Below are 25,458 nucleotides of genomic sequence, written 5' to 3' on the forward strand. Positions count from 1 at the left end.
TAGACAAATCCAAATGCATTCATTTTTAAAAAATAATGTTTTTTCAATTTCATTTGGTACTAGTCTAAGTAAATTAGCGGGATGTATAAGACAAATATTTATAGCTGCTGCTTTTGGAGTTGGGGTAATATACGACGCATTTAATTATGCCTATATAATTCCAGGTTTTTTGCTAATAATCATTGGAGGGATTAATGGTCCCTTACATAACGCAGTCGTTGCAGTTCTAACTCCCCTTAATAAAAAAAAAGGGGGGATTGTTTTAACTCAAGTAAGCATAAAACTTTCAATATTATTAATTGGTTTAGCTATATTGATATATTTAAATTCCAGTTTATTAATTGAATTATTAGCCCCCAATTTAAGTTACGAAGCCAAATCAATCGCCATTTACCAATTAAAAATACTTACACCTTGTATTCCCTTGTCCGGATTCATAGGTTTAAGCTATGGCGCCTTAAATTCCCAAAGAAGATTCTTTTTATCAAGTATAAGTCCAGCGATAACAAGCCTAACTACTATTTTTTTTATTTTATTAAGTTGGATTTTCAACAAAGAAAATACATATTCTCATTTCTTTACTTATACGGGATTACTAGCTTTTGCAACTTTGACCGGAACTTTAATTCAGTTTGTTGTTCAAATTTCGGAAATAAATAAAATCGGTCTTTTGAGATTAAAGTCAAACTTCCAATTATTTTGTGATGAAGAGAGGAGAATTTTCAAACTAATTATTCCAGCATCTATCTCATCAGGTCTCAGTCAAATTAATGTTTTTATCGATATGTTTTTCGCTTCAAGTTTTCAAGGAGCAGCATCGGGACTAGCTTACGGAAACTTTCTGATACAAGCCCCATTAGGCATATTATCTAACTCTTTGATTTTGCCATTACTTCCAAAATTTTCTAAATTGAGAAGTGATAAAGAGTATATAGGCCTCCAAAAAAAATTGATTTCTGGAATTGAGTACTGTTTCTTGACAACTATTTTTTTAACCGCAATTTTTATAACATTTAATAATCAAATAGTAGAGTTAGTTTTTCAGAGAGGATCTTTTGATTATTCAGCGGCTTTAAAAGTAAAAAATATATTAATTGCTTATTCAGTTGGCATACCATTTTATCTTTATAGAGATTTATTAGTAAGAACTTACTATTCAATAGAAAAAACAAACTTCCCTTTCAAGTCGTCATTTGCAGGGATAATGTTAAATATTTTTTTTGATTGGTTTTTAATTGGTGCCCCAATTAATAATTTTGGGAATCTTTCTCCATATAATTTCGGAGTTGTAGGAATAATTTTATCTTCAGTAATAGTCAACTTTATAGTTTGTGTTTTGCTTTCTTTTAACCTGAGAAATGAAAATATCCACTTGCCCAACTTAGATTTATTAAGGAAAATCATCCTTATGTCATTAGCGGCATTTATAGATAGCACCCTTTGTTTTACTATTCTTAGAACTACAAATAACTTCAAGTCAAATCTCGGAGAATTTTTATTATTAATATTTGGATCTCTAACTTTTTTTGTAATCTATTATTTTCTTACAAAATGTCTGAAAGTAAATAATATTAAATTTTATAAAAAAAAGATTTAGTTTTCAAAAAAACTTTCCAAAATCTCCTCTAATTCTAGAATTTGTGAGTTAGTTATTAAATTGATCAGTGGAATACTGTTAACACCATCCCCTACTTTTACATTTATTGCTTTCAAACTTATTTTCGCAGCCTCCAATGGGCCTTGATCTTTATTGCTGATGCATTCAATAGCAAGATTTCTAGCTAGGCCAGCATCTCCAAGATATAAATTCCACTTTTCTATTTTTATAAAAACCTTTTCTGAAATAATATTTTCTAGATCACTTATTCTTATCTGAGAGTCCATAAATTAAAAATTAATTAAGTTGATTGTTTTGAAGTATCTTTAGGTTTTTTCATAATTACAAATAGTAAATGGGAGGCTAAAAGAATTGACCAGAAAATTGCAAAGTTATTAAAAAAAGTGATTTCATATTTAATTTCTTTTAAAAGCCAAGTGCCACTTACTATCGCAGTAAATATCATGCAGTGAATTACAAAATTTACTATTCGAGAAAAATGTTTATAGATGGGATCTTCTAAATCACCATTTCCGTACCACTTTATAGGCATATTAATAATTAGATTGTTAATAATAGATATTTTACCTGAAATCTAGTTGACTAAGAGACCCTGCAACAGAGATATTACATAATTATGCGCCTGTAGCTCAGTGGATTAGAGCACCTGACTACGGATCAGGGTGTCGGGAGTTCGAATCTCTCCAGGCGCGTTTAAAATTATGAAATATTCTTTTTATATTTTTCTAAAAAATATCGTCTATATTATGTTTATTAGTTATCAAATTCAATGAATATCCTCCAAAATCTTAATGAAAGTGATCCAGTAATATGCGATTTTATTAACTCTGAAAAAAATAGACAGGAAACTCATCTTGAGTTGATCGCAAGCGAAAATTTTGCATCAATTGCTGTCATGCAGGCTCAAGGATCAGTCCTTACAAATAAATACGCTGAGGGATTACCTCAAAAAAGATATTACGGGGGGTGTGAATTTGTTGATGAAATAGAAGAATTGGCTATTCAAAGGGCGAAAAAATTATTTAATGCAAATTGGGCTAATGTTCAACCCCATAGTGGAGCGCAGGCAAATGCTGCTGTTTTCCTAAGTTTACTTAAACCTGGCGACACAATCCTGGGGATGGATTTATCTCATGGTGGACACCTAACTCATGGATCTCCAGTAAATATGAGTGGTAAGTGGTTTAATGCAGTTCACTATGGTGTAAACAAAGAAACTAGTGAATTAAATTTTGATGAAATAAGAGAGATAGCACTTGATACAAAACCAAAATTGATCATATGCGGATATTCAGCTTATCCAAGAACAATTGATTTTGAATCATTTAGAAAAATTGCAGATGAAGTTGGTGCATTCTTAATGGCTGATATTGCACACATCGCAGGTCTTGTCGCAAGTAAACTTCATCCAAATCCAATACCTTATTGTGATGTAGTAACTACAACTACTCATAAGACATTAAGAGGGCCTAGAGGAGGACTAATCTTGTGTAAAGATGCAGAATTTGGAAAGAAATTTGATAAATCTGTTTTCCCAGGGACTCAGGGGGGGCCCTTAGAACACATTATTGCAGCTAAAGCAGTTGCATTTGGAGAAGCATTACAGCCAGATTTTGTTAATTATTCCCAACAAGTAATAAAAAATGCCAAAGTTCTAGCTTCAACTTTAATAAATAGAGGTATTGATATCGTTAGTGGAGGCACCGATAATCATATTGTTTTACTTGATTTAAGAAGTATCAATATGACTGGTAAAATTGCTGACTTGCTCGTAAGTGAAGTGAATATCACTGCTAATAAAAATACTGTTCCATTTGACCCCGAATCACCTTTTGTAACCAGCGGGCTAAGGTTGGGTACTGCTGCTTTAACTACTAGAGGCTTTAATGAGAATGCTTTTGTTGAAGTTGGCGAAATTATTGCTGATAGATTACTTAACCCAAACGATTCACTGATTGAAAGTCAATGTAAAGAAAGAGTATTAAACTTATGTAATCGTTTTCCTCTTTATGAAGGCAAACTTGAAGCATCAATTAAATGAGTCCTAATTCCAAGGGAGTTGAAATTCTTTCTATTGGAACAGAGCTACTTTTAGGAAATATCATAAACACGAATGCTCAATGGATTTCTGAACAGTTGTCGCTATTAGGCTTAAATCACTTTAGGCAATCAACTGTAGGTGATAATTGTGATCGAATTATAAAAGTGATTCAAGAAATATCGAAAAGAAGTAATCTTCTAATTACAACAGGTGGATTGGGCCCCACGCCAGATGACTTAACTACTGAAGCAATAGCCAAATCTTTTAATGTATCTCTTTTTGAAAGACCACACTTATGGGATGAAATTAAACAAAAACTTCCAAACTCAAAGCTCAAAGACGATTCCTCTAGCTTGAGGAAACAATGTTTCTTCCCAAAAAATGCTCAAATAATTAATAACCCTAGAGGCACTGCCCCAGGAATGATTTGGGAACCAATAAAAGGATTTACTATTCTTACTTTCCCTGGAGTTCCTAGCGAGATGAAAACTATGTGGGAAGAGACTGCTTATGATTTCATTAAAACCAAATTCTCAGATAGTTATTCCTTTTTTTCAAATACTCTTAAATTTGCAGGAATTGGAGAATCTAGCGTTGCAGAAAAAATTAATGATCTATTAAATCTTAAAAACCCAACGGTTGCTCCATATGCAAACTTAGGAGAGGTTAAGATCAGGATAACCGCGCGAGCAAAGAATGACCTAGAAGCAAAAAATATAATTAACCCTGTAAAAGAAAAATTAAAAAAAGATTTTTCAAAGTTTATTTTTGGAGAGGATAATGATACTTTGCCAATCGTTTTAATAAAAGAGTTAGCTAAGAGGAACGAAACTATTGTTTTTGCTGAATCCTGTACAGGAGGTCTTCTATCTTCATCTCTAACTTCAATATCAGGTTCATCTCAAGTTTTTCAAGGTAGTATTATTTCCTATAGTAATGAGCTAAAAAATTCATTATTAAATATTTCTAAAGAAAAGCTTACAAAATATGGAGCAGTTTCTGAAGAAGTTTGTGAGGCTATGGCAATTAATGTAAAAGAGAAATTAGGCGCAGATTGGGCAATAGCTATTAGTGGAATAGCTGGTCCTAATGGAGGCAGTCCAGATAAACCAGTTGGACTAGTCTATATCTCAATTTCAGGACCGAATAATCATATAACTAATATAAAAAAAATATTTAACTCAACCCGAAACAGAATTGAAATTCAAACACTAAGTGTAAATGTGTGTTTGAACAGCCTCAGATTAATCTTATTATCAAATAGTACGTAGTTTTTTTTACAAATTGAGTAAAGATACCTTATTTGATAAAGTTTGGGATTTACACAAAGTTTCCAGTCTTCCAGGTGGCTCAGATCAAATTTTTATAGGTCTTCACTTAATCCATGAAGTGACAAGTCCTCAAGCATTTGGCGCTTTAAAAGACAAAAATTTAACAGTAAAATTTCCTAGTAGAACTGTGGCTACAGTTGATCACATTGTGCCAACAGATAATCAAAGCAGACCTTTCAAAGATAATCTTGCAGAGCAAATGATTGAAACACTTGAAAAGAACTGCTTACAGCATAAAATAAAATTTTTTAATATTGGTAGTGGAAGTCAAGGAATAGTTCATGTAGTAGCTCCAGAATTGGGGCTAACTCAACCAGGTATGACAATCGCTTGTGGAGATTCACATACTTCAACTCATGGAGCTTTTGGGTCAATTGCTTTTGGGATAGGTACAAGCCAAGTAAGAGATGTTCTTGCAACCCAAACCATAGCCATGAATAAATTAAAGGTAAGGCAAATCTGGTGCGAAAATCAATTATCTAATGGGGTATATGCTAAGGATTTAGTACTTCATATTATAAATAAACTCGGTGTAAAGGCTGGGGTTGGTTTTGCATATGAGTTCGCAGGGCCTGCAATCAATGTATTATCAATGGAAGAAAGAATGACTATATGCAATATGTCTATTGAAGGAGGAGCTCGATGCGGCTACATAAACCCTGATGAAAAGACATTTAGTTACATGAGAGATAAATTATGTGCACCAAAAAATGAGTATTGGGAAAAAGCTCTCAGATGGTGGAAATCATTAAAAAGCGATGAAGACTCAATTTATGATGATGTAATAAAAATAGATGCCTCTAAAATAGAACCAACAGTTACTTGGGGGATTACTCCAGGCCAAAGTATAGGTATTAATCAACAAATCCCCCTTTTAGATGAATTATCCCCAAATGACAAATTAGTTGCTGAAGAGGCTTATGAATATATGAGTTTCAAGCCAGGACAATCAATAAAAGATATACCGGTAGAGGTTTGTTTCATAGGCAGTTGCACAAATGGGCGAATAAGTGACTTAAGAGTTGCAGCTAAAGTATTAAAAGACAAAAAAGTATCTAAGAATGTAAAAGCATTTGTAGTTCCTGGTTCAGAAAAAGTAGCCAATGAAGCGAAACAAGAAGGTCTTGATCAGATATTTAAGGATTCTGGGTTTCAATGGAGAGAACCAGGCTGCTCAATGTGTTTAGCAATGAATTCAGATAAGCTAGTAGGTAATCAAATTAGTGCTAGTTCTAGTAATAGAAATTTCAAAGGAAGACAAGGATCTCCTAGCGGGAGAACTCTACTCATGAGTCCAGCAATGGTTGCTGCTGCTGCAATTAATGGCAAAGTCAGTGACGTTAGAGAATTTATCAACGAATGAAATCCTTTTTTACCCCACCAATTGGAAAAATCATACAAATAAAAGGCCAATGTATATCCTTGATTGGTAACGACATTGATACAGATCGAATAATTCCTGCGCGTTTTTTAAAGTGTGTAAACTTTGATTCATTAGGTGAATCTGTTTTCGAGGATGATAGAGCAACTTTAAAAGGACAGCATCCTTTTGATCTAGAGGAAAACAAAAATGCCACAATACTAATTGTTAATAGCAATTTTGGATGTGGTTCTAGCAGAGAGCATGCCCCTCAAGCACTTATGAGATGGGGTATAAGAGCAATAATAGGAGAGAGTTTCGCCGATATTTTTTATAGTAATTGTATTGCAATAGGAATTCCATGTTTTACTCTACCGAAAAAATCAATCCAAGAGATTCAAAATAACAAGGATAATAAATTTTTATTCTTAGAAATTGATCTTAAAAAATCATTAGCAAAAGCGAAAGATTTAAGTTTAAATCTTGAGATTAAAGAAAGCTCAAGAAAAATGTTTTTATCAGGGGAATGGGATGCAACTTCAACACTTCTTGATAATAAAAATTTAATAGAAAATAAATTAAACCAATTACCCTATATCAAATTTAATACTAATTTTTTATAGCTATTTAAATCCATAGAGACTAAAAGAAATACCCCCTGCTTTAGTATGAGGTTGATAAAAAATACCAAATTCATAGGACCTTTTTTTCCAATTTAAAGAGATTTTAGAATCTATAAATTCACCATAATCATTTGAATCACTTGTAAGGTTCAAAAGCCCAAAACTCTTGAGAATAATAGGTCCATATAATTGCTGATCAAAAGAAATATCTAAGGTTAAGTCCTCATAATTCTGATCAAACTTAAAAATACTTTTACCGCTATTAAATTTATATAAAGGTAAAAGACTTATACGAGTATAGTCAAAAGTTTTATTTTGAAAATTACCAAATATTAATTCTGGTCCTATACCTAGCCCTAAATATTCTTGATGATCTCCATTTTCGTAGAAAGAATATAATGCTTCCAATCTTGTATTAATACTTAAGCCGTTTGTTATTGGTTCAGGAATGTACTTATATGAAATATCAATGGATTTCTTTTTAGGATCTTCAAAACCAATTGGAAATTTCTGATCAATTGAATAAAACAAATTACCTTTTAGATTAGTAAGCAATTTTTTAGTATTCAAAGCCTCTGCTGTTATGTTCGCCAAACCAAAAGATAAAAATTCTGACTTTTTAATGCCATCAACAATCCAAGTATTTTGTTTTTGTAATTTTGAACCATAACCTGAGTAAATTTCTGCTTCACCTAATGAACCATTCCAGACCCTCTCTCTATAAATTCCATAAAAACTTTTTTCCCATTTTGAATCTAAAAAATCAATTTCTTTACTCAATTCAGTTTTAAATCTAAATGCATCTGGAAATTTATCAAAATCAAGAGAATTTAACTTCTTATCTATTTCTAAGTCCCAATTTTTTATTGGGCCTTTTATCTGGGAATTTAGAGCAAAATAATCTTCAAAACTTGTATTTCTCTTAACCCTATTTGAAGTTATTGATTCGTCCTTCTTTACAAAACTATTTGTATACCCTTTTAATGACCTCTGAATTAGAAATTGCGGCTCTAAATCAAGAACAAAATCATCAGCAATATCTATAGAGTTAAATTTCCTACCAATAAAATACCCATCCTTATCTAAGTTTTCATATCCTAAATTCCACCTGTTTTCAAAGTCGAAGAATTCACCAGACTTTGTTAAAGTTCTATCTCCAAGCCAAAATGGAATTGAAACTTTTTCTTCAAATATTAAATAGTTTATTGATGACTTAAAGCGTAATTTCTCTGCTTCAGAAATAACTTTTAATGAATTAATGGCTAATTTGACCTGTTTCGATTCAAGTAAATCATTACTAAATACAGCCTTCTCGCTTTCCCATTTTTGGCCATCTATAGATATTTTATCAGTAAAAAATAACCAATTTTTAATCTCGCCTGGAGTATTTAAAACTTCCTTTTTTTTAAATTCAAACAAACTTTCTATCTTTTTAGAGTCTAATAAGCTGAAATTTGAAGATAAATCATCAATCAAATTATTAGTATTAATACTACCCTTTACATCTAATAAATAACCTTTTTGACTAATAAAACTGTATTCTAATTGTGAAACTTTAAAGAGTTGATCACCTAATACCAAGACTATATTTCCTTTCGCATTAATTTTTTTATTTAACTTGTCGTATATTAAATTATCAGCTCTAAGCAGTTTTCCTCTAAAAGAAACAGATACATTACCCTCTGCGTAGATAACATCATTTATTTCAGACTGTTTATCAGATTGGATTATTAACTCTTGTTGCTTTTCGGCTTTTGCAACTAAAAAAGAATCAACATTTTTCTTTAATGGACTAGCATAGTAATCTTCATCATTAAAACTTGTTGAATTACTTGATTCAATTTTTTTGCTAAGGATATTTGACCAAAGAATTTTGGTATTTTGATTATTGATATTTTTATTAATTTTTGCAAATTCAGCTGATTTTGATGGCTGTAGGAAATTAATAAAAATAAAAGAGAAAAATATTATTTTTTTTGAAATTCCAGAAATCAATTTAAAGTTTAATTACGAGATTAATCTTGAGGACTTTCTAGGTCTTTTCTGTTTGGCGTTCTTGTTGGGTCACTTGCTAAAAATCCAAAAAGAAATATTCCAACAAAGAAAAAGACAATAGTGTAAACAGAAATTTTTAAGGCGAGCATGGAATTACTAAAGCTGACAGATTAATATCCTATTAAATTTATATTTAAACTATGGTTAATTGTTTACTTTTTGTATTTTTGGAAAATTTTGAAATACTTTCGAGATTAATTAATCATCATGATCATCCCAAGGATCAGTAAGCTTTGCTGCTTTAGGTCCAAAGGCAGTCCAAAGACCAAAGCCAGTCAAAGCTAAAAGTAAAGCCAGAATTGTTACAGCTATAGAAACTGCAGGATCCGGAGCCGATGATAAAGTTTGCATCAATTTTGCTAAGTTTGTAAACAATTTATGTATAAGTTCTTATACAATAGCGAAATAATATCCGATTTTGTGAATTTAACATGGGTCAAAAAACAGCATTAGGAAGTCTTTTAAAAGCAATTGGCAATTCAGGTCAAGGGAAAGTAGTACCTGGTTGGGGAGCAGTTCCCGTAATGACAGTAATTGGTCTACTACTCTTGGTTTTCTTAGTTATTCTTCTACAAATTTATAACCAATCCCTTCTACTACAGGGTTTCTCAGTAGATTGGAACGGAAACTAAATTTTTTAGATTTTCTCAAAAAGTTATTTGGTTGATGTGAAAATTGCCAAACAATCTTTTTTAATTTTTGTTTGTATTAATTAGTTATAGTTTGTATATATTCATAATTCTCAAAAAAAAGAGATTTAGAAATAAACAATGAAAGAAATATTTTTAATTGGATTAGGAAATCCTGGTAAAAAATACTCAAAAAGCAGACATAACATAGGTTTTTTACTGCTTCAACATCTCTCGAAAAAATATAATTCAAATTTTTTACTAAAAGATAAGCTTAAAAGTTCCTGTTCAGAATTTCGAATCAATGATTCTACTTTCAGATTATTCTTACCAAATACGTTTATGAATAACAGTGGTGATGCTGTCCGAGCTATAGTTGATTGGTACAAAATCAATTTAGATCAGATTTTCATAATAGTCGATGATAAAGATCTTCCCCTAGGAAAAATAAGATTTAGAAGAAAAGGAAGCTCAGGGGGACATAACGGGCTTAAAAGCATTATTGAACAATTGCAGACACAAAATTTTAGGAGAATAAGAATTGGTATTGGGCCACCTCCCTTAATAGAAGGAAAAAATAATTTCAATACCATTTCACATGTATTAGGAGATATCTCTATCGAAGAAAAATCAATATTAGATAAAGTGTACAAGAGAGTAATCGAATCTCTTGAACAACTAAATACTAAAAAAGAAGAACATATAATTAACGAATTAAATTCTTTTGACAAAAACCAACCTTAAGAAATGCGTTCAAAACCTGAAACTATTGCAAATGTAAGTGTTAAGGAATATTGCTTCTCAAAAAAGCAAATTCAGGGGGTTGTGGAAGCTAGTCAATTTAAATGGACTTTTACATACTCCTTTAATAAAGGTCTTTTAAAGGTCAATCCTCCTTTAGGAAGAGCATTAATTGAGAATGCCTTATTGAAATTTTTACTGAAAAAAGATTATGAACTAGAAACAGGGAATGAGTATAAGTTCACTATTTCAGCCAAGTTTTAAAATCTACATTTTGATTTAAAGTAAACTTCATTTTGCAATAATCCTCTAAAATTATCAAAGCTGATATCGCATCAAGGTTTTTATTAAGGATAAAAACCTCTCTTGGAATTAAAAACCTGAGACCACTGATAGGAAACAGTTCGAAATATCTTGCTTTAGCCCTGTAGGTAGTATTCTTTTCTTCAAAAGTTATTATTTCTTTTTTAAAAAAATCTAGTTTTTCTCTGATCTCTCTATTGGTTGTCCCATTTCCAATAATAATTTGTGATATGTCCTCAGCGGTAATTAAATTTCTGACATAATTACCAAGTAATTCACTTTTAAGAATTATCGCTTTGTAAACTTTTTTTTCACTTATTTCTGCTAACACTAAGCCACATTTACTTTTTCCGGGATCAATAGTTATTACTCTAGACATTTAAGCTGCAATCTTTAAAATATTAATTTCAACAACTATAGGTTCTACAGTTTTACTATCTCTTAAAGATACTACTTCCAACTTAAATTTGATATTTTGATTTTCTTTAAGAAAGTCTCTAATTTTTTTTACAAAATTTCCACTTGTATTAATTTCACTAACTTGTGATCCTTTTGACTTAATTTCATCTCTTGTTTCTCTAAGCAATGATTTAATTTTTAGATTTATTGATTTACTATTTAAATCACTTTCTCCCAGAATAGAACTTGTAATAACATCACCTTTTTTGACTATAAATTTATTCTCTAATAAATCTGGAGATACAAAAACATAATTATCTCCTTTTAAAACATTTGTTGCTGATTTAATTAGTAAAACCCAGTTACCACCGCTAGCAGCTATGGTCTCAATTTTTGTAATATCACTGGGTCTCCACAAAAGAATATTTGTTGCTTGTTTATTATTTGGGATAACAATTTTCCTAACAAATTTATCAGCTTCATTAAAGATTTTTGTTAAGTCAAGTTTTATATTTGAGCTGGAATCAACCTCAGCAATAAATAAAGTTTGTCCTCTTTTAATAACGACATTTCCTCTCCTAAATTCTTTAATATTATTTTTTAATTGATTTAACTCCTTTTCTTTTTGAATAATTTTACCTTCAAGTTCCTTTCGTTCTTCCTGTAAAGGGATTAAAGCCTTTTTACTTTCATCTAAAGTTTTTTGCAAAAAAGGAATATCAACAAAAAGCCTTTGTCTAAATTCTTCACTTACTAAAATCAATAGCCCTATCGATATTGAACTAATAAATCCACCAGTAATAATAGTTATTATAGTTGCTGTTTTTTTCGGTCTTAATTTTAAGATACTAAATCTTGCTTTACCAATCCTTGTTCCAAGAATATCCCCAAATGGTGCAATTAACCCCCCGAGTAATATTAAAAAAACAATTAAAATCCAAGCCACACTTTTGCATATACTCAGTACATCATAATTTATGATGAATCAATTAAATCTTTTTGCAAGAGCAATTGGATCAAACACTGTGATCTTTTTTCTCTCAATATTAAGAAGCCCTGAATCCTTTAAATCTCCCAATAATCTTGTAATGGTTACTCTTGTAGAACCAATAGCTTCAGCAATTGCCTGATGTGAAAGTCTTAAATCTATCGTAATACCTTTTTCACCTGCAACTCCAAAGTCTCTACAAAGGACCATTAAAAAACTTACTAAACGAGAAGACATATCTCTATGTGTAAGAGTTTCTATCATTGTTTCAGTTTGCAGGATTCTACTTGAAAGACCCTGTAAAAGTAATAGTCCTACTGATGCATCTTCCTCTATAGCTCTTAAAACAGAATTTGCAGGTGCTGTTATCATTTCAACTCTTGTGAATGCTATGGCATGGTAAAAACGATCGGATCTATGGCCTGTAAGAAGAGATAAAACACCGAAGAGACTATTTTCTCTTAAAAGAGCAACAGTTATTTCTTCACCTGACTCATAAACTCTTGACAATCTTACTGCTCCTCTTCTTATAAGATAAACTCTTTCAGCAGGGTCACCAGGGAAGAATATTGTTTTAGATCTCTCAACCATTTCTGTGCTTGCACCATCAAGACCTTTAATAACTTCCATTAAAGTTCTATTGATTGGAAAACGTTCTCCAACAGCGTTAATTTTACTTTGTCCGGATTGTTGCGAACTAAAGCGGTTGAATCCTCGTGAAGCAGGTATCATAAATATCTTTACTATTAAAAAATTTAAGGAGACACCCTAAAATATCTTGTATCAACTGTAACAATTTTCAATTCTTATCAAAATATGAGCAAGCTTTTTTCAGTTATTTTCAAGTTGCTTAAACCTTTTTTAAGTTAAATTACACTATATGCAGCGTTATTAGATTCTAATTATACTGCATGTAGAAAGAATCTAAATAATGGTAATTAGTTCATCCCATATCTATTCCAAAGGTAACCTTGATGCTGTAAAAACAAATACTTCTAACAGAATTAACCTAAAGAAATTTCCACAAAACGGACAAATTCAAATCTATCAATCTTCATATAGAGGGAGCTACACATCTATCATTAGAGACTCTCTAAGAAATGCTGCTCTCGGTAGGAAAGTTCTACTAATACAATTCATGAAAGGTGGTGTCAACCAAGGAGTTGATCATGCAGAAAAGCTATGCGGTAATTTAACCTGGGTAAGATCATCACATTCCTTTGATCAATATAATTCTGAAGTAATTGAAAATAATAAAACTTTAAAAAAATCTATTTATGAATCTACCATTGAATTATGGAATTTTTGTAAAAGAGAACTACAGTCTGGTGAGAATGACCAAATAATACTTGATGAAATTTTTTTAGCTATTGACATGAAAATTATCGATAAAGATGATTTGATTTCAACACTTGAAAACCGATTTATTTCAGGAGATGTAATCCTTACTGGTACAGATATACCTAAAGATTTCTTATTAATGGCTAACCAAATTACCGAACTTCGCTCATAAAACAATGCTAAAAAATGATCTCTGGATAAATCAAAAAGCTTCGGAAGGTATGATTAAACCCTTTCAATCAAATTTGGTGCGACATCTTGAGCCTGACAATAAACAACGACCAGTGTTGAGTTACGGATGTTCATCTTATGGCTATGATTTAAGACTTTCATCTAAAGAATTCCTAATTTTCAGACATATCCCTGGGACTGTGATGAACCCCAAAAAGTTTAATCCAAATAATTTAGAGAAAACTGTTCTTCACCATGATAAGGATGGAGACTTTTTTATTCTTCCTGCTCACTCCTATGGTTTAGGAGTTGCTTTAGAAAAGATGAAAGTGCCAGAAAATATTACTGTAATCTGTATAGGCAAAAGTACTTATGCACGACTTGGGATTATTGTTAATACAACGCCGGCAGAGGCAGGGTGGGAAGGTCATCTAACTTTAGAGTTTAGTAATAGTTCAGGTGCAGATTGCAGGATTTACGCTGAAGAGGGTATTTGCCAACTACTCTTTTTTGAAGGTGATCCATGTTCTACAACCTATGAAGATAGAAGAGGCAAATATCAAAACCAACCAGAAAAAGTAACTCTTGCAAAGATCTAAAATGAGTAAAGTTGAACTAATTTCGCTAACTCCTGATGCAGAAAAAACAATGGCTTACATTGCAAGAGTCAGTAATCCAAAAAATCAGGAAAATGAAGACTATTCGAAATTATTGAGTTATTGCATTAAAAATGAACATTGGAGTGTTTTTGAACAATCATTTATGACCTTACAAATAGAAACTAACAGAGGAATCGCTGCGCAAATTTTAAGACATAGATCATTTACTTTCCAAGAATTTTCACAGAGATATGCTGATAGTTCTCAATTGGGTAATATTCCCTTACCAGAGTTGAGGCGTCAAGATTTTAAAAATAGACAAAATTCAATTCCTGACCTTCCTGATGAGTTAAAAAAAAGATTCAATGAAAAAATTGGTTTACATTTTCAGGCTGCTTCAGAATTATATGAAGATTTACTTGCTGAAGGCGTTGCCAAAGAATGTGCGAGATTTGTTTTACCATTAGCAACTCCGACAAGAATCTATATGTCTGGATCATGCAGATCGTGGATCCATTACATTCATTTAAGATCAGCTCACGGCACCCAAAAAGAACACAAGTCTATAGCCCAAAATTGCAAGTCTATTTTTAAACAAAGTTTTCCCATCGTATCAAAATCTTTAGAATGGTAAAAATCATCCATGACTTCGAGGACTAACTTCATTATTTTTATTTTCTTTCATTTTTGAAAATTCATCATTAATAATTTCCTCATATGGTTTCTCTTCTTTTTTTAAATTATTAATGGATTCTCTTATTTTTATTTCATCTTGTTTACCAATAAAAGTAGATATTAGATTACCCTTTTTATCAAAAAGATTAACTTGAGGAATCCCGTTGACAGCAAACTTTTGGATATAGTTACCCCATTTTTGATTATCAACATTTAAAAAAACAAAATTAATATCTTTTTCGTATTCATCTTTAAAAGCAGAAACTTGTGGAGCCATTTCTTTACAAACTTCACACCACTCAGCGTAAAATTCTAGAAATGTAGGCTTATTATTTGTTAAAGCTATTTCGGGGTCAACGGATAATTCTCCAAAACTCTTTAGAAGATAAGTTGATTTAAACAAGAAATTTCTAAATAAAAACAGTGAAATGACAACAATAGATATACTTAAAATAAGTATTGTTTTTAGATTGGCCTTTAAAATTTGCTCTCGACTTTCAGATTGCACTATTCAGAAATCACTAACTAAAAACATCTTAAATAAGTTAAACAAATAAAGAGAATTTAAATCTATAAGCTTTTAATCAACTGATAAGATAATAACTAAATAATTGTCAAAATTTCTTTAATTCCTGAAATCTAATTATGCAATCAATCTTTGGAACTGATGGAATAAGAGGAAGATTTAATGAAGAGATAACCTATTCACTAGCCTACAAAGTAGGATATGCTCTAGGTTCGAGCTTAGAGAATAAAAATCCAATAATAATAGGAAGAGATACAAGAATTAGTGGAGATATTCTGCTTCAAGCAATAACTCAAGGTATAAACGATAGTGGTAAAAAATTTATAAATCTTGGAATCTGCCCTACCCCAGCCATACCTTTTTTAATAAAACAAGAGAACCTAAGTAGTGGGATTATGATATCTGCAAGTCATAATCCGCCTGAATATAATGGCATAAAAATTTTTGATCATAATGGTCAAAAAATTACTGAATATTTTGAAAATAAAATTCAAAAATTAATTGAAGATTCAAATCTCAATATCTCAGTTCCTAGAAAAGTGATACCCCAAAATACAAATAATGATCTTATCGATATTTATATCAAAAGCCTAATCCAAACAATGGGTGGAGAAAATCTAAGCGGTTTGAAAATAATATTAGACACATGCTATGGATCAGCCGCAACATGCGCAAAAAAAATTTTTCAATCTCTTGGTGCTGATGTAAGAGTTATCAATAACTCTAAAAATGGTTTGAAAATTAATATGAATTGTGGTTCTACTAACCTCGAACCATTAAAAAAAGCATTGAAAGAAAGTCCTGCAGATATGGGTTTTAGCTTCGATGGAGATGCCGATAGAGTAATTGGCATAGATTCAAAAGGCAATATTTTAGATGGAGATCACATGCTTTTTCTTTGGGGTAGAGAACTTATGGAACAAAAAATTCTCACTAATAACTTACTAATATCAACGCAAATGGCAAACTTAGGTTTTGAAAACGCTTGGAAGAAAATTGGTGGAGTTTTATTTAGAACTAATGTAGGAGATAAACATGTGCATGACGCAATTAAGGAAAAAGGAGCAGTTTTAGGAGGTGAGCAGTCAGGTCATATACTTTCAAAAATTAATAACTTTTCTGGAGATGGGATATTGACTGCACTTCAAATTTCTAAATTTTGTAAAAAGAAAAATATTAATTTGAATGACTGGCTTAAAAGTAGTTTCGAACCTTATCCTCAAAAACTAACCAACATCAAACTAGATTTTAATATTAATAAATTAAATCCAAAAACCAAAATCTTGATTGATCAAACAACAGCGTTTTTTCAGGAAATTTATTCGGATAATTGTAGAGTTTATATAAGGCCTAGTGGCACAGAACCCGTTATGAGAGTACTAGTTGAGGCCAAAAATCCTAAGAAAGTTGACTCTTTATCAAGCGAAATAACAAACAAACTCTTTTTAGAAATTAATAAAATAACAAATTAATATTGAATTAAATTTTTATATAAATCTTTTCAAAAATATCAAGTTGATTAACAATCACATATTTTTCGCGGTTAGTTTTTAATTTATTTGGATTAAAACTTTCGGAATAATTAATATCTTTTTTGTCTATTGTTTTAAAACAAAAATTACTTGATATGGTGTAATCCATATAATCGAATAAATCCTTTACATCCGTTTTTATAAAAATCAAGGTCCCTTTTTGCAATGAATTTGAAAGATTGTTAATAAATTCTGGCTGAATTACACGCCTTTTATAATGTCTCTTTTTAAACCATGGATCAGGAAAATTAAAAGAAAGACTTTTTAGATTTTTGATAATAAATTCACTTTGAACATCATTCAAAATATTATTAGCATTACCAAATAGAAAATATAGATTTTTGATTTCTCGTTCAATCACTTTTAATTTAGCACTTTTGACTAATTTCTCACGGATTTCAATTCCTAAATAATTCCAGCTGGTATTAACTAAAGCTAAATCAAATAGAAACTCCCCAGCAGCACAACCTATATCCAAATGAAGATTCGATTTAGAATCACAAAACATTTCGCTCAAAGAAGGTAATCTCTCAATTTGATTGAAATTACTACTAAGGGGGTTAACATGCTGTCTCATACAATTATCAACATATTCCTAAGTAATAATATAAGGATGCATAATATTCATAACTATGACAATAGTAAGTTCAAAAGTAATAGTTTGATGTTTAATTATTATGTGTTTAAAAAGAAAAAGTTTTGAACGTTTTTAATCAACTTTCTATTTGGCTATCCTTTCAACTTTCAATAATTTTCCTTATTGGTATTCCTTTTACTCTATCCTTCTGGTCAATTAAAAAAAGAAATAAAGCAGTTATTAAACTTCTATCAATTTATTGGAAAGTATCCCTTTTATTTTTTATAAGTCTTCTACTTTTAATAGGAAAGTATAATTATGCTCTTGTGATAACAAATATTTCAACATTATTAATGACAATTTCAGTTTGGTTTTGGAACGATATTAATGATGAATTAAGAGAATATGATTTTTCTTATTCCCTAACCACAACGACAAAAATATGGAGATGGACGATAACTTTTATATCTCTCAATTTCTTTATTCAGAGTTTACAAAATTTCAAATGCTTTTCTTTTATTAATTCGGATGCGTGTGCAATATGGCTTCAGCCTTCTTCAAATTTATATATTATTATAAAAAATTTATTTAATTTTTTCTTTGGAGCCAACTTTACCCAGCCGATATCAAAATTCTTAGGATTATTTTCATTATTAATATATATTTTAGGCCTTATTCAATGGTCAATAATCAAATTACCTAAAAATGGAAGAAACTCCTGCTTCTCAGAGAATGGCAAAAATTGATTTAATAAATAGTCTTGAAAAAATAAGTTCCGAGATACCTGATAGGATACTTAAACTAGAGGGTTTCATTCTAAAAAAAAATAAAAAAGAACAATTAGAAATAATTATTTTCAGAGGTTACAGTAGCTCAACAACTCATCCAATTGAAATAGATTCAGAAAAAAAAGTAATAGCACTTACTTATATAATTACAAACTTTAAACTTTATAAAGCACCTTTCAAAGAAACAGAAGAAAATTTTATAAGGGAACATCAAAACTCATTTTTCTTTTTGAATCAAAAAAACTGGATTTAAGTAAATTCAAAATTAATAATATTTGAACATCTTTTGCATAATTTGGAATTTTGGATTCCATTAAAAGTTTCTTTTTGATAATGCCAACATCTATCACATTTTTGACCTTGAGCTTTGTTGATTTGAATTTTACCAAGTGCATTGTTATCTATAATCAGAGAATTCTCCACCAAATCGGTTACCAATTGAAAGTTTGATACTATAAGCCAATCCCTAAATAAATCTACTTCTTGATTGCCAAATTCTTTTAGCCAAGTAAGTGAATCTTTTAAAGCTTTATCTTCAGGTAAATAATTAACTTCAGTTTCCAAAGCTGCTCCAATTATTTGTTTGTTCCTACATCCTTCTATAGCCTTATTAATTTCAACTCTTAAATTTCTTAAATTTGCAATGTGCTCATTAAGTGTTTGATTTTTCCATGACTGAGAAAATATTGGCCATCCCCTTTGAAAGACTGATTTTTCTTTAGTTGAATATGGAATATTTTGCCAAATATCTTCAGCCATATGACAGAGGACTGGAGAAATAAGTACGGCTAAATTTTCAACAATTTTTGACATGACGAACTGACAAGATCTTCTCCTAAATTGTGATTTAGAACTTACATATAACCTATCTTTAGCAATATCCAAATAAAAATTTGATAGATCTACAACGCAAAAACTTTGCAAGATTTGGAAAAATTTTGAAAATTCATAATTTTCATAAGCGTTTGAAATTTGATCTGTGACCTCAACTAATCTACCTAACATCCATTGATCTAAGAGCGGCAATTGATCAATTTCAAAACTATCAATTTTAGGATCATAATCATGAATATTTCCTAGGAGATATCTTGCAGTATTCCGAACTTTTCTATAAACGTCTGAAAGTTGCTTGAGTATATTTGAACCAATTGGAACATCAACTGAATAATCTACAGAGCTTACCCATAGCCTTAAAACATCAGCACCATAAGCAGGGTCAGTTTTTTTATTATTACCTCCATTAATAATTATATTTGGGTCAACAACATTTCCTAAAGATTTACTCATTTTTCTTCCGTTTTCATCAAGTGCAAAACCATGAGTTAAAACTTTCTTATAGGGAGGTTTATTATTGACTGCAACAGATGTTAGCAAAGAAGACTGAAACCATCCTCGATGTTGATCTGATCCCTCTAAATAAAGATCTGCAGGATACTTTAATTCACTTCTCAGTTCACATACTGCGGCCCAGCTGGATCCTGAATCGAACCAGACATCCATTGTATCTGTCCCTTTTTTCCATTGATCCGATTCTTTTGAATAACTTTCAGGCAAAAGATTCTTAACATCCCAATCCCACCAAATATCTGCTCCATGTTCACTAAAAAGTTCTTGAATATGATTAATTATCTCGTTGTTAAGTAAAATATCATTACCATTTTTTTTATAAAAAACTGGAATAGGTACACCCCATGACCTTTGTCTAGAAATACACCAATCTCCTCTCCCAACAACCATAGAATAAATTCTTTTCTTTCCAGTCTCTGGCATCCATTCAACATTTTCGATTGCCTTTAATGCAGATGATCTAAAGCCATTTACAGAGGCAAACCATTGTTCTGTTGCCCTAAAAATAGTTGGTTTTTTGGTTCTCCAATCATACGGATATCTATGTTTATAATTTTCTTGTAATAGAAGCAAATTATTTACTTTTAAATATTCAATAATTAAATCATTGGCATCTTTCAGGACATTAGATCCTTGAAATTGTCCAGAAGATTCATTTAAGTTCCCTTTTTCATCAACAACACATGTAATAGGTAAATCATATTTTTGCCCCACATTAAAGTCATCTATCCCATGACCGGGTGCAGTATGAACGATTCCAGTACCTGATTCTGTCGTAATGTAATCCCCCCCCATCAAGATTTTGCAATTTTTATCCTTAGTAGGATGTTGATATTCAATATTTTCCAATTCAGAACCTTTAACCTCTAAAAGCACCTTGAATTCTTTATTAAATTTCTTACTTATTTCAGAAGATAAATCCTTTGCAAAAAGGTAACTTCGTTTCTCTTCATCGATAGCAAAAACGTACTTTATTTTTGGATTTACTGCAACTGCTTCATTTGCAGGTATGGTCCAAGGAGTAGTGGTCCAAATAGTTATGAAAGAATTATTTTGAAAAAAATCTTTTTTGATATTAAGATTTTCTTGGTTGAAATTTAAAAGAATTTCCTCAGCTATTTTTGTGATTTTTAATGAAACATAAATACTTTTTGAATAATGTTCATCCGGATATTCTAATTCTGCTTCTGCAAGTGCAGTCCTCGAGCTTGGACTCCAATGCACAGGTTTAAGACCTCGATATATGTATCCATTTAAAAACATTTTCCCAAATACTCCAATCTGAGCAGATTCATAACTTTTCTTAAGAGTTAAGTAAGGGTTATCCCAATTTCCCCATATGCCCCACCTTTTGAAACCCTCCTTTTGATTATTAATTTGCATATGGGCATAATCTGTTGCTTTTTTTCTTAAATTTAGAGTGTCAAGATTCTTTCTTTCATCAGATTTTAAATTCTGAAGAACTTTTAATTCAATAGGTAATCCATGACAGTCCCATCCTGGCACGAAATGAACCCTAAATCCTCTTAAGGTTTTGTACTTATTAATTATGTCTTTTAAAACTTTATTAAGTGCATGACCCATATGAAGAGCTCCATTTGCATAAGGAGGGCCATCATGTAAGGTAAATATTTCGCCTGAATTGTTTGAACCTAATTGGAAATCAATATCATTATTAGCCCAAAAATTCTGTATCTCAGGTTCTCGTACAACTGAATTGGCGCGCATTGAGAAGTCAGTTTTTAATAAATTTAAAGTTTCTTTATAAGAAAAGTCTGATTTTTGTTCTTTGCTATTTTGAGATTTCATTCGACGATATAAGAAATATTGGTGATCAAAAGAATTATTTAAATAAATCTATTTCATTATATTCTTTCTTAATTGACCTGTAGTTTTTTTGGGATGTTTCAAATAACCAATTTTTATTTCAGACTTTTATATTATCATTTTTATCATTTCTTACCCACTTTTTTTGGGTTGTATTTTTATTATTGCTACCAAAATTAAAAAAATTTGAAGGTTTAGTGAAATCAGAAAATACCAAATTTATGGATTCTAATATTTTCAAAAAGTTATTTTTAAACTCCAAAAAGGTAATTAATTTTTTCTTTTCGTTATCTGTCAATTGGTACCATCTAGATAAAAAAAGCTCTACTAGATAAAAAACAACTAGTACTGTTAAAAAAAGGAAAATTACAAAAAATGATTCATCTAGTGTTTTATGTTTAATTATTAATATCAAACCTATTAATAAATTCAAAAAAGCTTTTATTAAGTCTTTTGGTTTGCCGAGCTCGAGATAAATTATAGGTACAGTAAGAAAAATGGTCCCAACCAAAATATAAAAAGTTCCCAAATAAAATATCAAACTATTCATTAAATTAACTGCTCAACTAAATTATAAGAGTTGATATCAAGAAACAAACTATCTATCAGAATTTCCTTAAGTGCGGTCGGGGAGACTTGAACTCCCACACCCGAAGATACGAGTACCTAAAACTCGCGCGTCTACCAATTCCGCCACGACCGCTCAAATAAAATAATAATTGAAAGAGGTTTATTTTAAAAATTTTTTTTCTTAAGATGATTAATTTGACACATTAAAATTGAATTAAAAATCTCCTAAAAGAAATTTTTTATGTTTAAGCATGCAATCATCTTAAAATATTAGTTATATTATTTAAAGAATAAAAGAAACGATTTCAAACTTAACCAGTAAAAATACAACGAAAAATACTAATTCTTCAAAAACATTTAATTGGCAAAAAGAGATTAAAAATTACGTAGATCCGCCAAGTTTTTGGAATCCAACATTAGGTTTATTTTTTGGTGGTTATTTTCTTGCTTTTCTTAGCATATGGCAATGGTATAGAGGTGTTTGGCCCTTACCTTTACTTGTAGCAACTGCTTTTTTAGCATTACATATTGAAGGTACTGTTATTCATGATGCCTGTCATAAAGCTGCTCATCCAGTTCCCTGGATAAATCAAGCAATGGGCCATGGCTCAGCTATTCTATTAGGGTTTAGCTTCCCAGTTTTTACGAGAGTTCACTTACAACATCATATTCACGTAAATCACCCCAAAAATGATCCAGATCATATTGTCAGTACTTTTGGTCCAATTTGGCTAATTGCTCCAAGATTTTTTTATCATGAAGTGTTTTTCTTTCAAAGAAAACTCTGGCGAAAATATGAATTACTACAATGGGGGATTGAAAGATCCATATTCCTGACAATTATCTTGGCAGGTTTGAAATTTGACTTTATGAATTTAATTTATAATTTATGGTTCGGCCCAGCATTAATGGTAGGAGTCACTTTAGGAATATTTTTTGATTATTTACCCCATAGACCATTTCGATCAAGAAATAAATGGATAAATTCTCGAGTTTATCCAGGCAAATTTATGAATTTATTAATAATGGGACAAAATTACCATCTCATTCATCATCTATGGCCTTCGATTCCTTGGTTTGAATACAAAATAGCTTATGAAAAAACTAAGCCTTTATTGGATATAAAAGGCTCCCCTCAAAGGGTTGGTATATTTGAAAGTAAAGAAGACATTTTTAACTTTATTTATGATTTATTAATAGGTGTAAGGAGTCATAGCAAAAAGAGGGGAAAAATAAGAAAAATCATTAATTTATATCCAGGCTTTAAGATAAAAAAATTTTTATTAAAGCTAGTCAACAAAACATTTATTGGAAGCAACTAACTTACTCATTCATTAATAATTTTTGGTACTTTAAAATATTTATCTTCTCTAGATGGACCCAATTCTAAAAGTTCTTCATTACAATCCGAATTTTTCTTTTCGTCTTTCCTAAATACATTTACAACTTCTATAGCTCTCGTTGTACAGGGGACATCATCTGTATCAATTTTTTCAAGTTGTTTTATATAATCCAATATCTTTTCTAATTGTTGTGCGTGATTATTAATTTCATTCTCGTTCAGTTCTAATCTCGCTAAATGAGCAACTTTTTTTACTTCCTCTTTAGTTATTTTTGGCATACATTTAATATCTTTCTTATTAAATAATAGTTTATTAAGAACAACTTATTTACATATCCTTTGAATTTCAAATAATTTAAAAAAATAATCACATCTTTTTGAAAATCAATATAAATTAATAGCCTTAATTATTTTTCTCAGCTAAATATGTTATTAGATAGATATTTAAAAATAGAAGAAGAATTCTTTCCAAAAAATTTTTTTTATCGGCACTCTAAACTTGTTGCGCCTGATTTAATAGGCTGTTACCTCACAAAAAAAAATAATGAGATAGATCAAGTTAAAGGGGTCATAGTTGAAACTGAAGCTTATTCACAGGAAGAAGAGGCCTGTCATGGCTACCGCAAAATGACTGAATCAAACAAATCATTATTTGGCAAACCTGGCACATTTTATATTTACAAATCTTATGGCATTCATCATTGTTTAAACGTAGTTACTGATAAAGAAAATTTTGCGAGCGGTGTTTTGATAAGAGCAGTTTTTATCTCTAATAAGAATGAAAGATTAGCTTCTGGACCTGGCCTAGTAACAAAAACATTCAGTATAGACATTTCATTTAACTCACTTGAAGTTCTTAATAACAAATCTTTATGGATTTCTCCACGAGACTCAAATCTGGAAGAAAAAGATCTTATTCAAACTACGAGAATTGGCATATCAAAGGCAAAAAATATAAAATGGCGTTGGTATCTCAAAAATAGTAGGAGTGTAAGTAAAAGATTAAAAGGTGACAGAACACCTAAATTTTAATAATCATTTATCTTTTTAAGCGTAATGCAAATTTGGCCTCATAAACATATCCACACACTCGCTAATTTTTCAATTAAAGATTATGAGTCAGTATTTGAATTAGCTAATAGATTTGATGCACTAAAGAATGCAGGAACAAAAAAGATACCGGCCTTACAAGGTACTTTGGTAACGTCTTTATTTTTTGAAGCTAGTACAAGAACAAAAAATAGTTTTGAGCTTGCAGCAAAAAGACTTTCTGCTGATGTCCAAACGTTTGCGCCATCCTCCAGCTCTTTAACAAAAGGCGAAACAATAATTGATACAGCCATAACTTATTCCGCTATGGGGGCAGATACATTAGTTATCAGACATTCATCAAGTTACATAACCTTTGAGATCGCAAAAAAACTTGATGCAATAAATGCCAAGACCTCGGTTCTTAATGCAGGAGATGGATTACATAGTCACCCCAGCCAAGGATTGCTTGACATCTATACATTGATAAAATTCTTTTCCCAAAAAACACTGAATCCAGAGGTATTAAATTCCAAAAAAATTTTAATAATTGGCGACGTTAATCATTCAAGAGTTGCCAGGTCAAATCTTTGGGCTTTGAGTGCATTCGGCGCCGATATAATCTTATGTGGTCCTAAGACATTAATACCTAATGAATTTATCAATTTTTTAAAAACCCCCGCGCCAAATCAAACAGAAGATCCTGTTAAATCAAGAGGTTCTATAACAATTTCTAGATCATTGGAAGAATCAATAAAAATTGCAGATGCCATTATTGTTTTAAGACTCCAGAAAGAGAGAATGATGGAAAATTTACTAAGTAGCATTGATTCATATAGTTTGGATTATGGCTTAACCCCAGAGAAATTATCTTTAAATAAAAAAGAAATTCCAATTCTACATCCCGGTCCCATTAACAGAGATATTGAAATTAGCAGCAAAGTGGTAGATCAATATCCTAATTGCTTAATTAATAATCAAGTTGCAAATGGTATCCCTATAAGAATGGCTTTGCTTTATCTATTACAGAAACACAACAAGTAAAT

30 protein-coding genes and 2 tRNA genes are annotated in these 25,458 nt (G+C 30.8%); 18 read left to right on the forward strand and 14 right to left on the reverse strand.

The features are described 5' to 3' along the window. Window positions 1–13 precede the first annotated feature (13 nt). Window positions 14–1,597 (forward strand): murein biosynthesis integral membrane protein MurJ, encoded by a 1,584-nt coding sequence (gene murJ / locus EU98_RS04700; RefSeq protein WP_032515735.1) that lies wholly within the window; start codon window positions 14–16, stop codon window positions 1,595–1,597. Here murJ and EU98_RS04695 read toward each other — a convergent pair. Together EU98_RS04695 and EU98_RS0108920 are read right to left on the reverse strand one after the other, a co-directional pair. Beyond that, window positions 1,594–1,884 (reverse strand): DUF3181 family protein, encoded by a 291-nt coding sequence (locus tag EU98_RS04695; RefSeq protein ID WP_025938014.1) that lies wholly within the window; start codon window positions 1,882–1,884, stop codon window positions 1,594–1,596. The genes murJ and EU98_RS04695 overlap by 4 nt on opposite strands. 14 nt (window positions 1,885–1,898) lie before the next feature. Then, window positions 1,899–2,150 carry a hypothetical protein gene (locus EU98_RS0108920; RefSeq protein ID WP_032515685.1) on the reverse strand — a complete coding sequence of 84 codons (252 nt, stop codon included), beginning with the start codon at window positions 2,148–2,150 and terminating at the stop codon, window positions 1,899–1,901. An 86-nt stretch (window positions 2,151–2,236) separates the two neighbouring features. Here EU98_RS0108920 and EU98_RS04690 point away from each other — a divergent pair. The 5 genes from EU98_RS04690 to leuD all read left to right on the forward strand — a co-directional run bounded on the left by EU98_RS04690 (window position 2,237) and on the right by leuD (window position 6,973). Beyond that, window positions 2,237–2,310, forward strand: a tRNA-Arg gene (locus tag EU98_RS04690). Window positions 2,311–2,387: 77 nt separating this feature from the next. Continuing rightward, entirely contained in the window at window positions 2,388–3,659 is a 1,272-nt protein-coding gene (glyA, locus tag EU98_RS04685) for a serine hydroxymethyltransferase (protein WP_032515686.1), read from the forward strand. Further along, complete coding sequence (locus tag EU98_RS04680; protein ID WP_032515687.1) at window positions 3,656–4,930, forward strand: competence/damage-inducible protein A; 1,275 nt, start codon at window positions 3,656–3,658, stop codon at window positions 4,928–4,930. The genes glyA and EU98_RS04680 overlap by 4 nt, the downstream gene beginning before the upstream one ends. Window positions 4,931–4,943: 13 nt before the next feature. Continuing rightward, complete coding sequence (gene leuC / locus EU98_RS04675; RefSeq protein WP_032515688.1) at window positions 4,944–6,353, forward strand: 3-isopropylmalate dehydratase large subunit; 1,410 nt, start codon at window positions 4,944–4,946, stop codon at window positions 6,351–6,353. Further along, window positions 6,350–6,973, forward strand: a complete 624-nt coding sequence (gene leuD, locus EU98_RS04670) for a 3-isopropylmalate dehydratase small subunit (protein ID WP_032515690.1) — start codon at window positions 6,350–6,352, stop codon at window positions 6,971–6,973. Before leuC ends, leuD begins: the two co-directional genes overlap by 4 nt. On the opposite strand, the gene EU98_RS04665 is transcribed toward leuD, so the two are convergent. From EU98_RS04665 to psbN, 3 genes are all read right to left on the reverse strand, one after another. Continuing rightward, window positions 6,974–8,968, reverse strand: coding sequence for a DUF3769 domain-containing protein (locus EU98_RS04665; RefSeq protein ID WP_032515692.1), 1,995 nt, complete (start codon window positions 8,966–8,968; stop codon window positions 6,974–6,976). It abuts the gene before it with no gap. A 20-nt stretch (window positions 8,969–8,988) separates the two neighbouring features. Then, a complete protein-coding gene (locus EU98_RS04660) occupies window positions 8,989–9,117 on the reverse strand; it encodes a photosystem II reaction center protein I (RefSeq protein WP_002805124.1) in 129 nt (42 codons plus the stop codon). A 109-nt stretch (window positions 9,118–9,226) separates the two neighbouring features. Further along, window positions 9,227–9,379, reverse strand: coding sequence for a photosystem II reaction center protein PsbN (gene psbN, locus EU98_RS04655; protein ID WP_011817745.1), 153 nt, complete (start codon window positions 9,377–9,379; stop codon window positions 9,227–9,229). An 80-nt stretch (window positions 9,380–9,459) separates the two neighbouring features. On the opposite strand from psbN, the gene psbH reads away from it, so the two are divergent. The 3 genes from psbH (at window position 9,460) to EU98_RS04640 (ending at window position 10,662) form a co-directional block, all read left to right on the forward strand. Continuing rightward, entirely contained in the window at window positions 9,460–9,660 is a 201-nt protein-coding gene (gene psbH, locus EU98_RS04650) for a photosystem II reaction center phosphoprotein PsbH (RefSeq protein ID WP_002805661.1), read from the forward strand. Window positions 9,661–9,798: 138 nt separating this feature from the next. Further along, complete coding sequence (gene pth / locus EU98_RS04645) at window positions 9,799–10,401, forward strand: aminoacyl-tRNA hydrolase (RefSeq protein WP_032515694.1); 603 nt, start codon at window positions 9,799–9,801, stop codon at window positions 10,399–10,401. 3 nt (window positions 10,402–10,404) lie between these two features. Next, a complete protein-coding gene (locus EU98_RS04640) occupies window positions 10,405–10,662 on the forward strand; it encodes a DUF3146 family protein (RefSeq protein WP_025892612.1) in 258 nt (85 codons plus the stop codon). Here EU98_RS04640 and EU98_RS04635 read toward each other — a convergent pair. The 3 genes from EU98_RS04635 to ntcA are packed head-to-tail and all read right to left on the reverse strand — an operon-like array spanning window position 10,643 to window position 12,820. After that, entirely contained in the window at window positions 10,643–11,080 is a 438-nt protein-coding gene (locus EU98_RS04635) for a hypothetical protein (RefSeq protein WP_032515695.1), read from the reverse strand. The two genes, EU98_RS04640 and EU98_RS04635, sit on opposite strands and share 20 nt — an antisense overlap. After that, complete coding sequence (locus tag EU98_RS04630) at window positions 11,081–12,046, reverse strand: DUF3084 domain-containing protein (RefSeq protein WP_032515696.1); 966 nt, start codon at window positions 12,044–12,046, stop codon at window positions 11,081–11,083. A gap of 39 nt (window positions 12,047–12,085) precedes the next feature. Then, window positions 12,086–12,820, reverse strand: coding sequence for a global nitrogen regulator NtcA (gene ntcA / locus EU98_RS04625; RefSeq protein WP_032515697.1), 735 nt, complete (start codon window positions 12,818–12,820; stop codon window positions 12,086–12,088). A gap of 199 nt (window positions 12,821–13,019) precedes the next feature. Between ntcA and EU98_RS0108925 the strand changes: the two genes are divergently transcribed. From EU98_RS0108925 to thyX, 3 genes are read left to right on the forward strand one after another with little or no spacing between them, the layout of a single operon-like run. After that, entirely contained in the window at window positions 13,020–13,601 is a 582-nt protein-coding gene (locus EU98_RS0108925) for a cob(I)yrinic acid a,c-diamide adenosyltransferase (RefSeq protein ID WP_032515698.1), read from the forward strand. Window positions 13,602–13,605: 4 nt separating this feature from the next. Beyond that, entirely contained in the window at window positions 13,606–14,199 is a 594-nt protein-coding gene (gene dcd / locus EU98_RS04620) for a dCTP deaminase (RefSeq protein ID WP_032515699.1), read from the forward strand. Window position 14,200: 1 nt separating this feature from the next. Then, window positions 14,201–14,833: an FAD-dependent thymidylate synthase gene (gene thyX / locus EU98_RS04615; RefSeq protein WP_032515700.1), complete on the forward strand. Its 633-nt coding sequence runs from the start codon at window positions 14,201–14,203 to the stop codon at window positions 14,831–14,833. A gap of 3 nt (window positions 14,834–14,836) precedes the next feature. Here the strand turns inward: thyX and EU98_RS04610 are convergent, their stop codons facing one another. Then, entirely contained in the window at window positions 14,837–15,382 is a 546-nt protein-coding gene (locus EU98_RS04610) for a thioredoxin domain-containing protein (protein ID WP_032515701.1), read from the reverse strand. 137 nt (window positions 15,383–15,519) lie between these two features. Between EU98_RS04610 and EU98_RS04605 the strand changes: the two genes are divergently transcribed. Further along, window positions 15,520–16,872: a phosphoglucosamine mutase gene (locus EU98_RS04605; protein WP_032515702.1), complete on the forward strand. Its 1,353-nt coding sequence runs from the start codon at window positions 15,520–15,522 to the stop codon at window positions 16,870–16,872. A 7-nt stretch (window positions 16,873–16,879) separates the two neighbouring features. Here EU98_RS04605 and trmB read toward each other — a convergent pair whose 3' ends face one another. Then, window positions 16,880–17,509, reverse strand: a complete 630-nt coding sequence (gene trmB / locus EU98_RS04600; protein ID WP_032515703.1) for a tRNA (guanosine(46)-N7)-methyltransferase TrmB — start codon at window positions 17,507–17,509, stop codon at window positions 16,880–16,882. Window positions 17,510–17,631: 122 nt separating this feature from the next. Here trmB and EU98_RS0108930 point away from each other — a divergent pair, with 122 nt between their 5' ends. Both EU98_RS0108930 and EU98_RS04595 read left to right on the forward strand, forming a co-directional pair. Further along, complete coding sequence (locus EU98_RS0108930; RefSeq protein WP_032515704.1) at window positions 17,632–18,255, forward strand: DUF3177 family protein; 624 nt, start codon at window positions 17,632–17,634, stop codon at window positions 18,253–18,255. After that, window positions 18,215–18,550: a hypothetical protein gene (locus EU98_RS04595; RefSeq protein WP_032515705.1), complete on the forward strand. Its 336-nt coding sequence runs from the start codon at window positions 18,215–18,217 to the stop codon at window positions 18,548–18,550. The genes EU98_RS0108930 and EU98_RS04595 overlap by 41 nt, the downstream gene beginning before the upstream one ends. On the opposite strand, the gene ileS is transcribed toward EU98_RS04595, so the two are convergent. The 3 genes from ileS to EU98_RS04585 all read right to left on the reverse strand — a co-directional run bounded on the left by ileS (window position 18,547) and on the right by EU98_RS04585 (window position 22,174). Next, window positions 18,547–21,453: an isoleucine--tRNA ligase gene (ileS, locus tag EU98_RS04590; protein ID WP_032515706.1), complete on the reverse strand. Its 2,907-nt coding sequence runs from the start codon at window positions 21,451–21,453 to the stop codon at window positions 18,547–18,549. The genes EU98_RS04595 and ileS overlap by 4 nt on opposite strands. A gap of 118 nt (window positions 21,454–21,571) precedes the next feature. Next, complete coding sequence (locus EU98_RS0108935; RefSeq protein WP_032515707.1) at window positions 21,572–22,021, reverse strand: hypothetical protein; 450 nt, start codon at window positions 22,019–22,021, stop codon at window positions 21,572–21,574. A gap of 71 nt (window positions 22,022–22,092) precedes the next feature. Beyond that, window positions 22,093–22,174, reverse strand: a tRNA-Leu gene (locus tag EU98_RS04585). Window positions 22,175–22,415: 241 nt separating this feature from the next. Between EU98_RS04585 and EU98_RS04580 the strand changes: the two genes are divergently transcribed. Next, window positions 22,416–23,363, forward strand: coding sequence for a fatty acid desaturase (locus tag EU98_RS04580; protein ID WP_241466390.1), 948 nt, complete (start codon window positions 22,416–22,418; stop codon window positions 23,361–23,363). Window positions 23,364–23,368: 5 nt separating this feature from the next. Here the strand turns inward: EU98_RS04580 and gatC are convergent, their stop codons facing one another. Then, entirely contained in the window at window positions 23,369–23,662 is a 294-nt protein-coding gene (gene gatC / locus EU98_RS04575) for an Asp-tRNA(Asn)/Glu-tRNA(Gln) amidotransferase subunit GatC (RefSeq protein ID WP_032515709.1), read from the reverse strand. Window positions 23,663–23,809: 147 nt separating this feature from the next. On the opposite strand from gatC, the gene EU98_RS0108940 reads away from it, so the two are divergent. Then, window positions 23,810–24,415, forward strand: a complete 606-nt coding sequence (locus EU98_RS0108940) for a DNA-3-methyladenine glycosylase (protein ID WP_072165452.1) — start codon at window positions 23,810–23,812, stop codon at window positions 24,413–24,415. Window positions 24,416–24,439: 24 nt separating this feature from the next. Continuing rightward, a complete protein-coding gene (locus tag EU98_RS04570; protein ID WP_032515710.1) occupies window positions 24,440–25,456 on the forward strand; it encodes an aspartate carbamoyltransferase catalytic subunit in 1,017 nt (338 codons plus the stop codon). Window positions 25,457–25,458: the final 2 nt, after the last annotated feature.

This window comes from Prochlorococcus marinus str. MIT 9314 (assembly GCF_000760035.1).
In the GTDB taxonomy this organism is placed as follows: Bacteria; Cyanobacteriota; Cyanobacteriia; order PCC-6307; family Cyanobiaceae; genus Prochlorococcus_A; species Prochlorococcus_A marinus_B.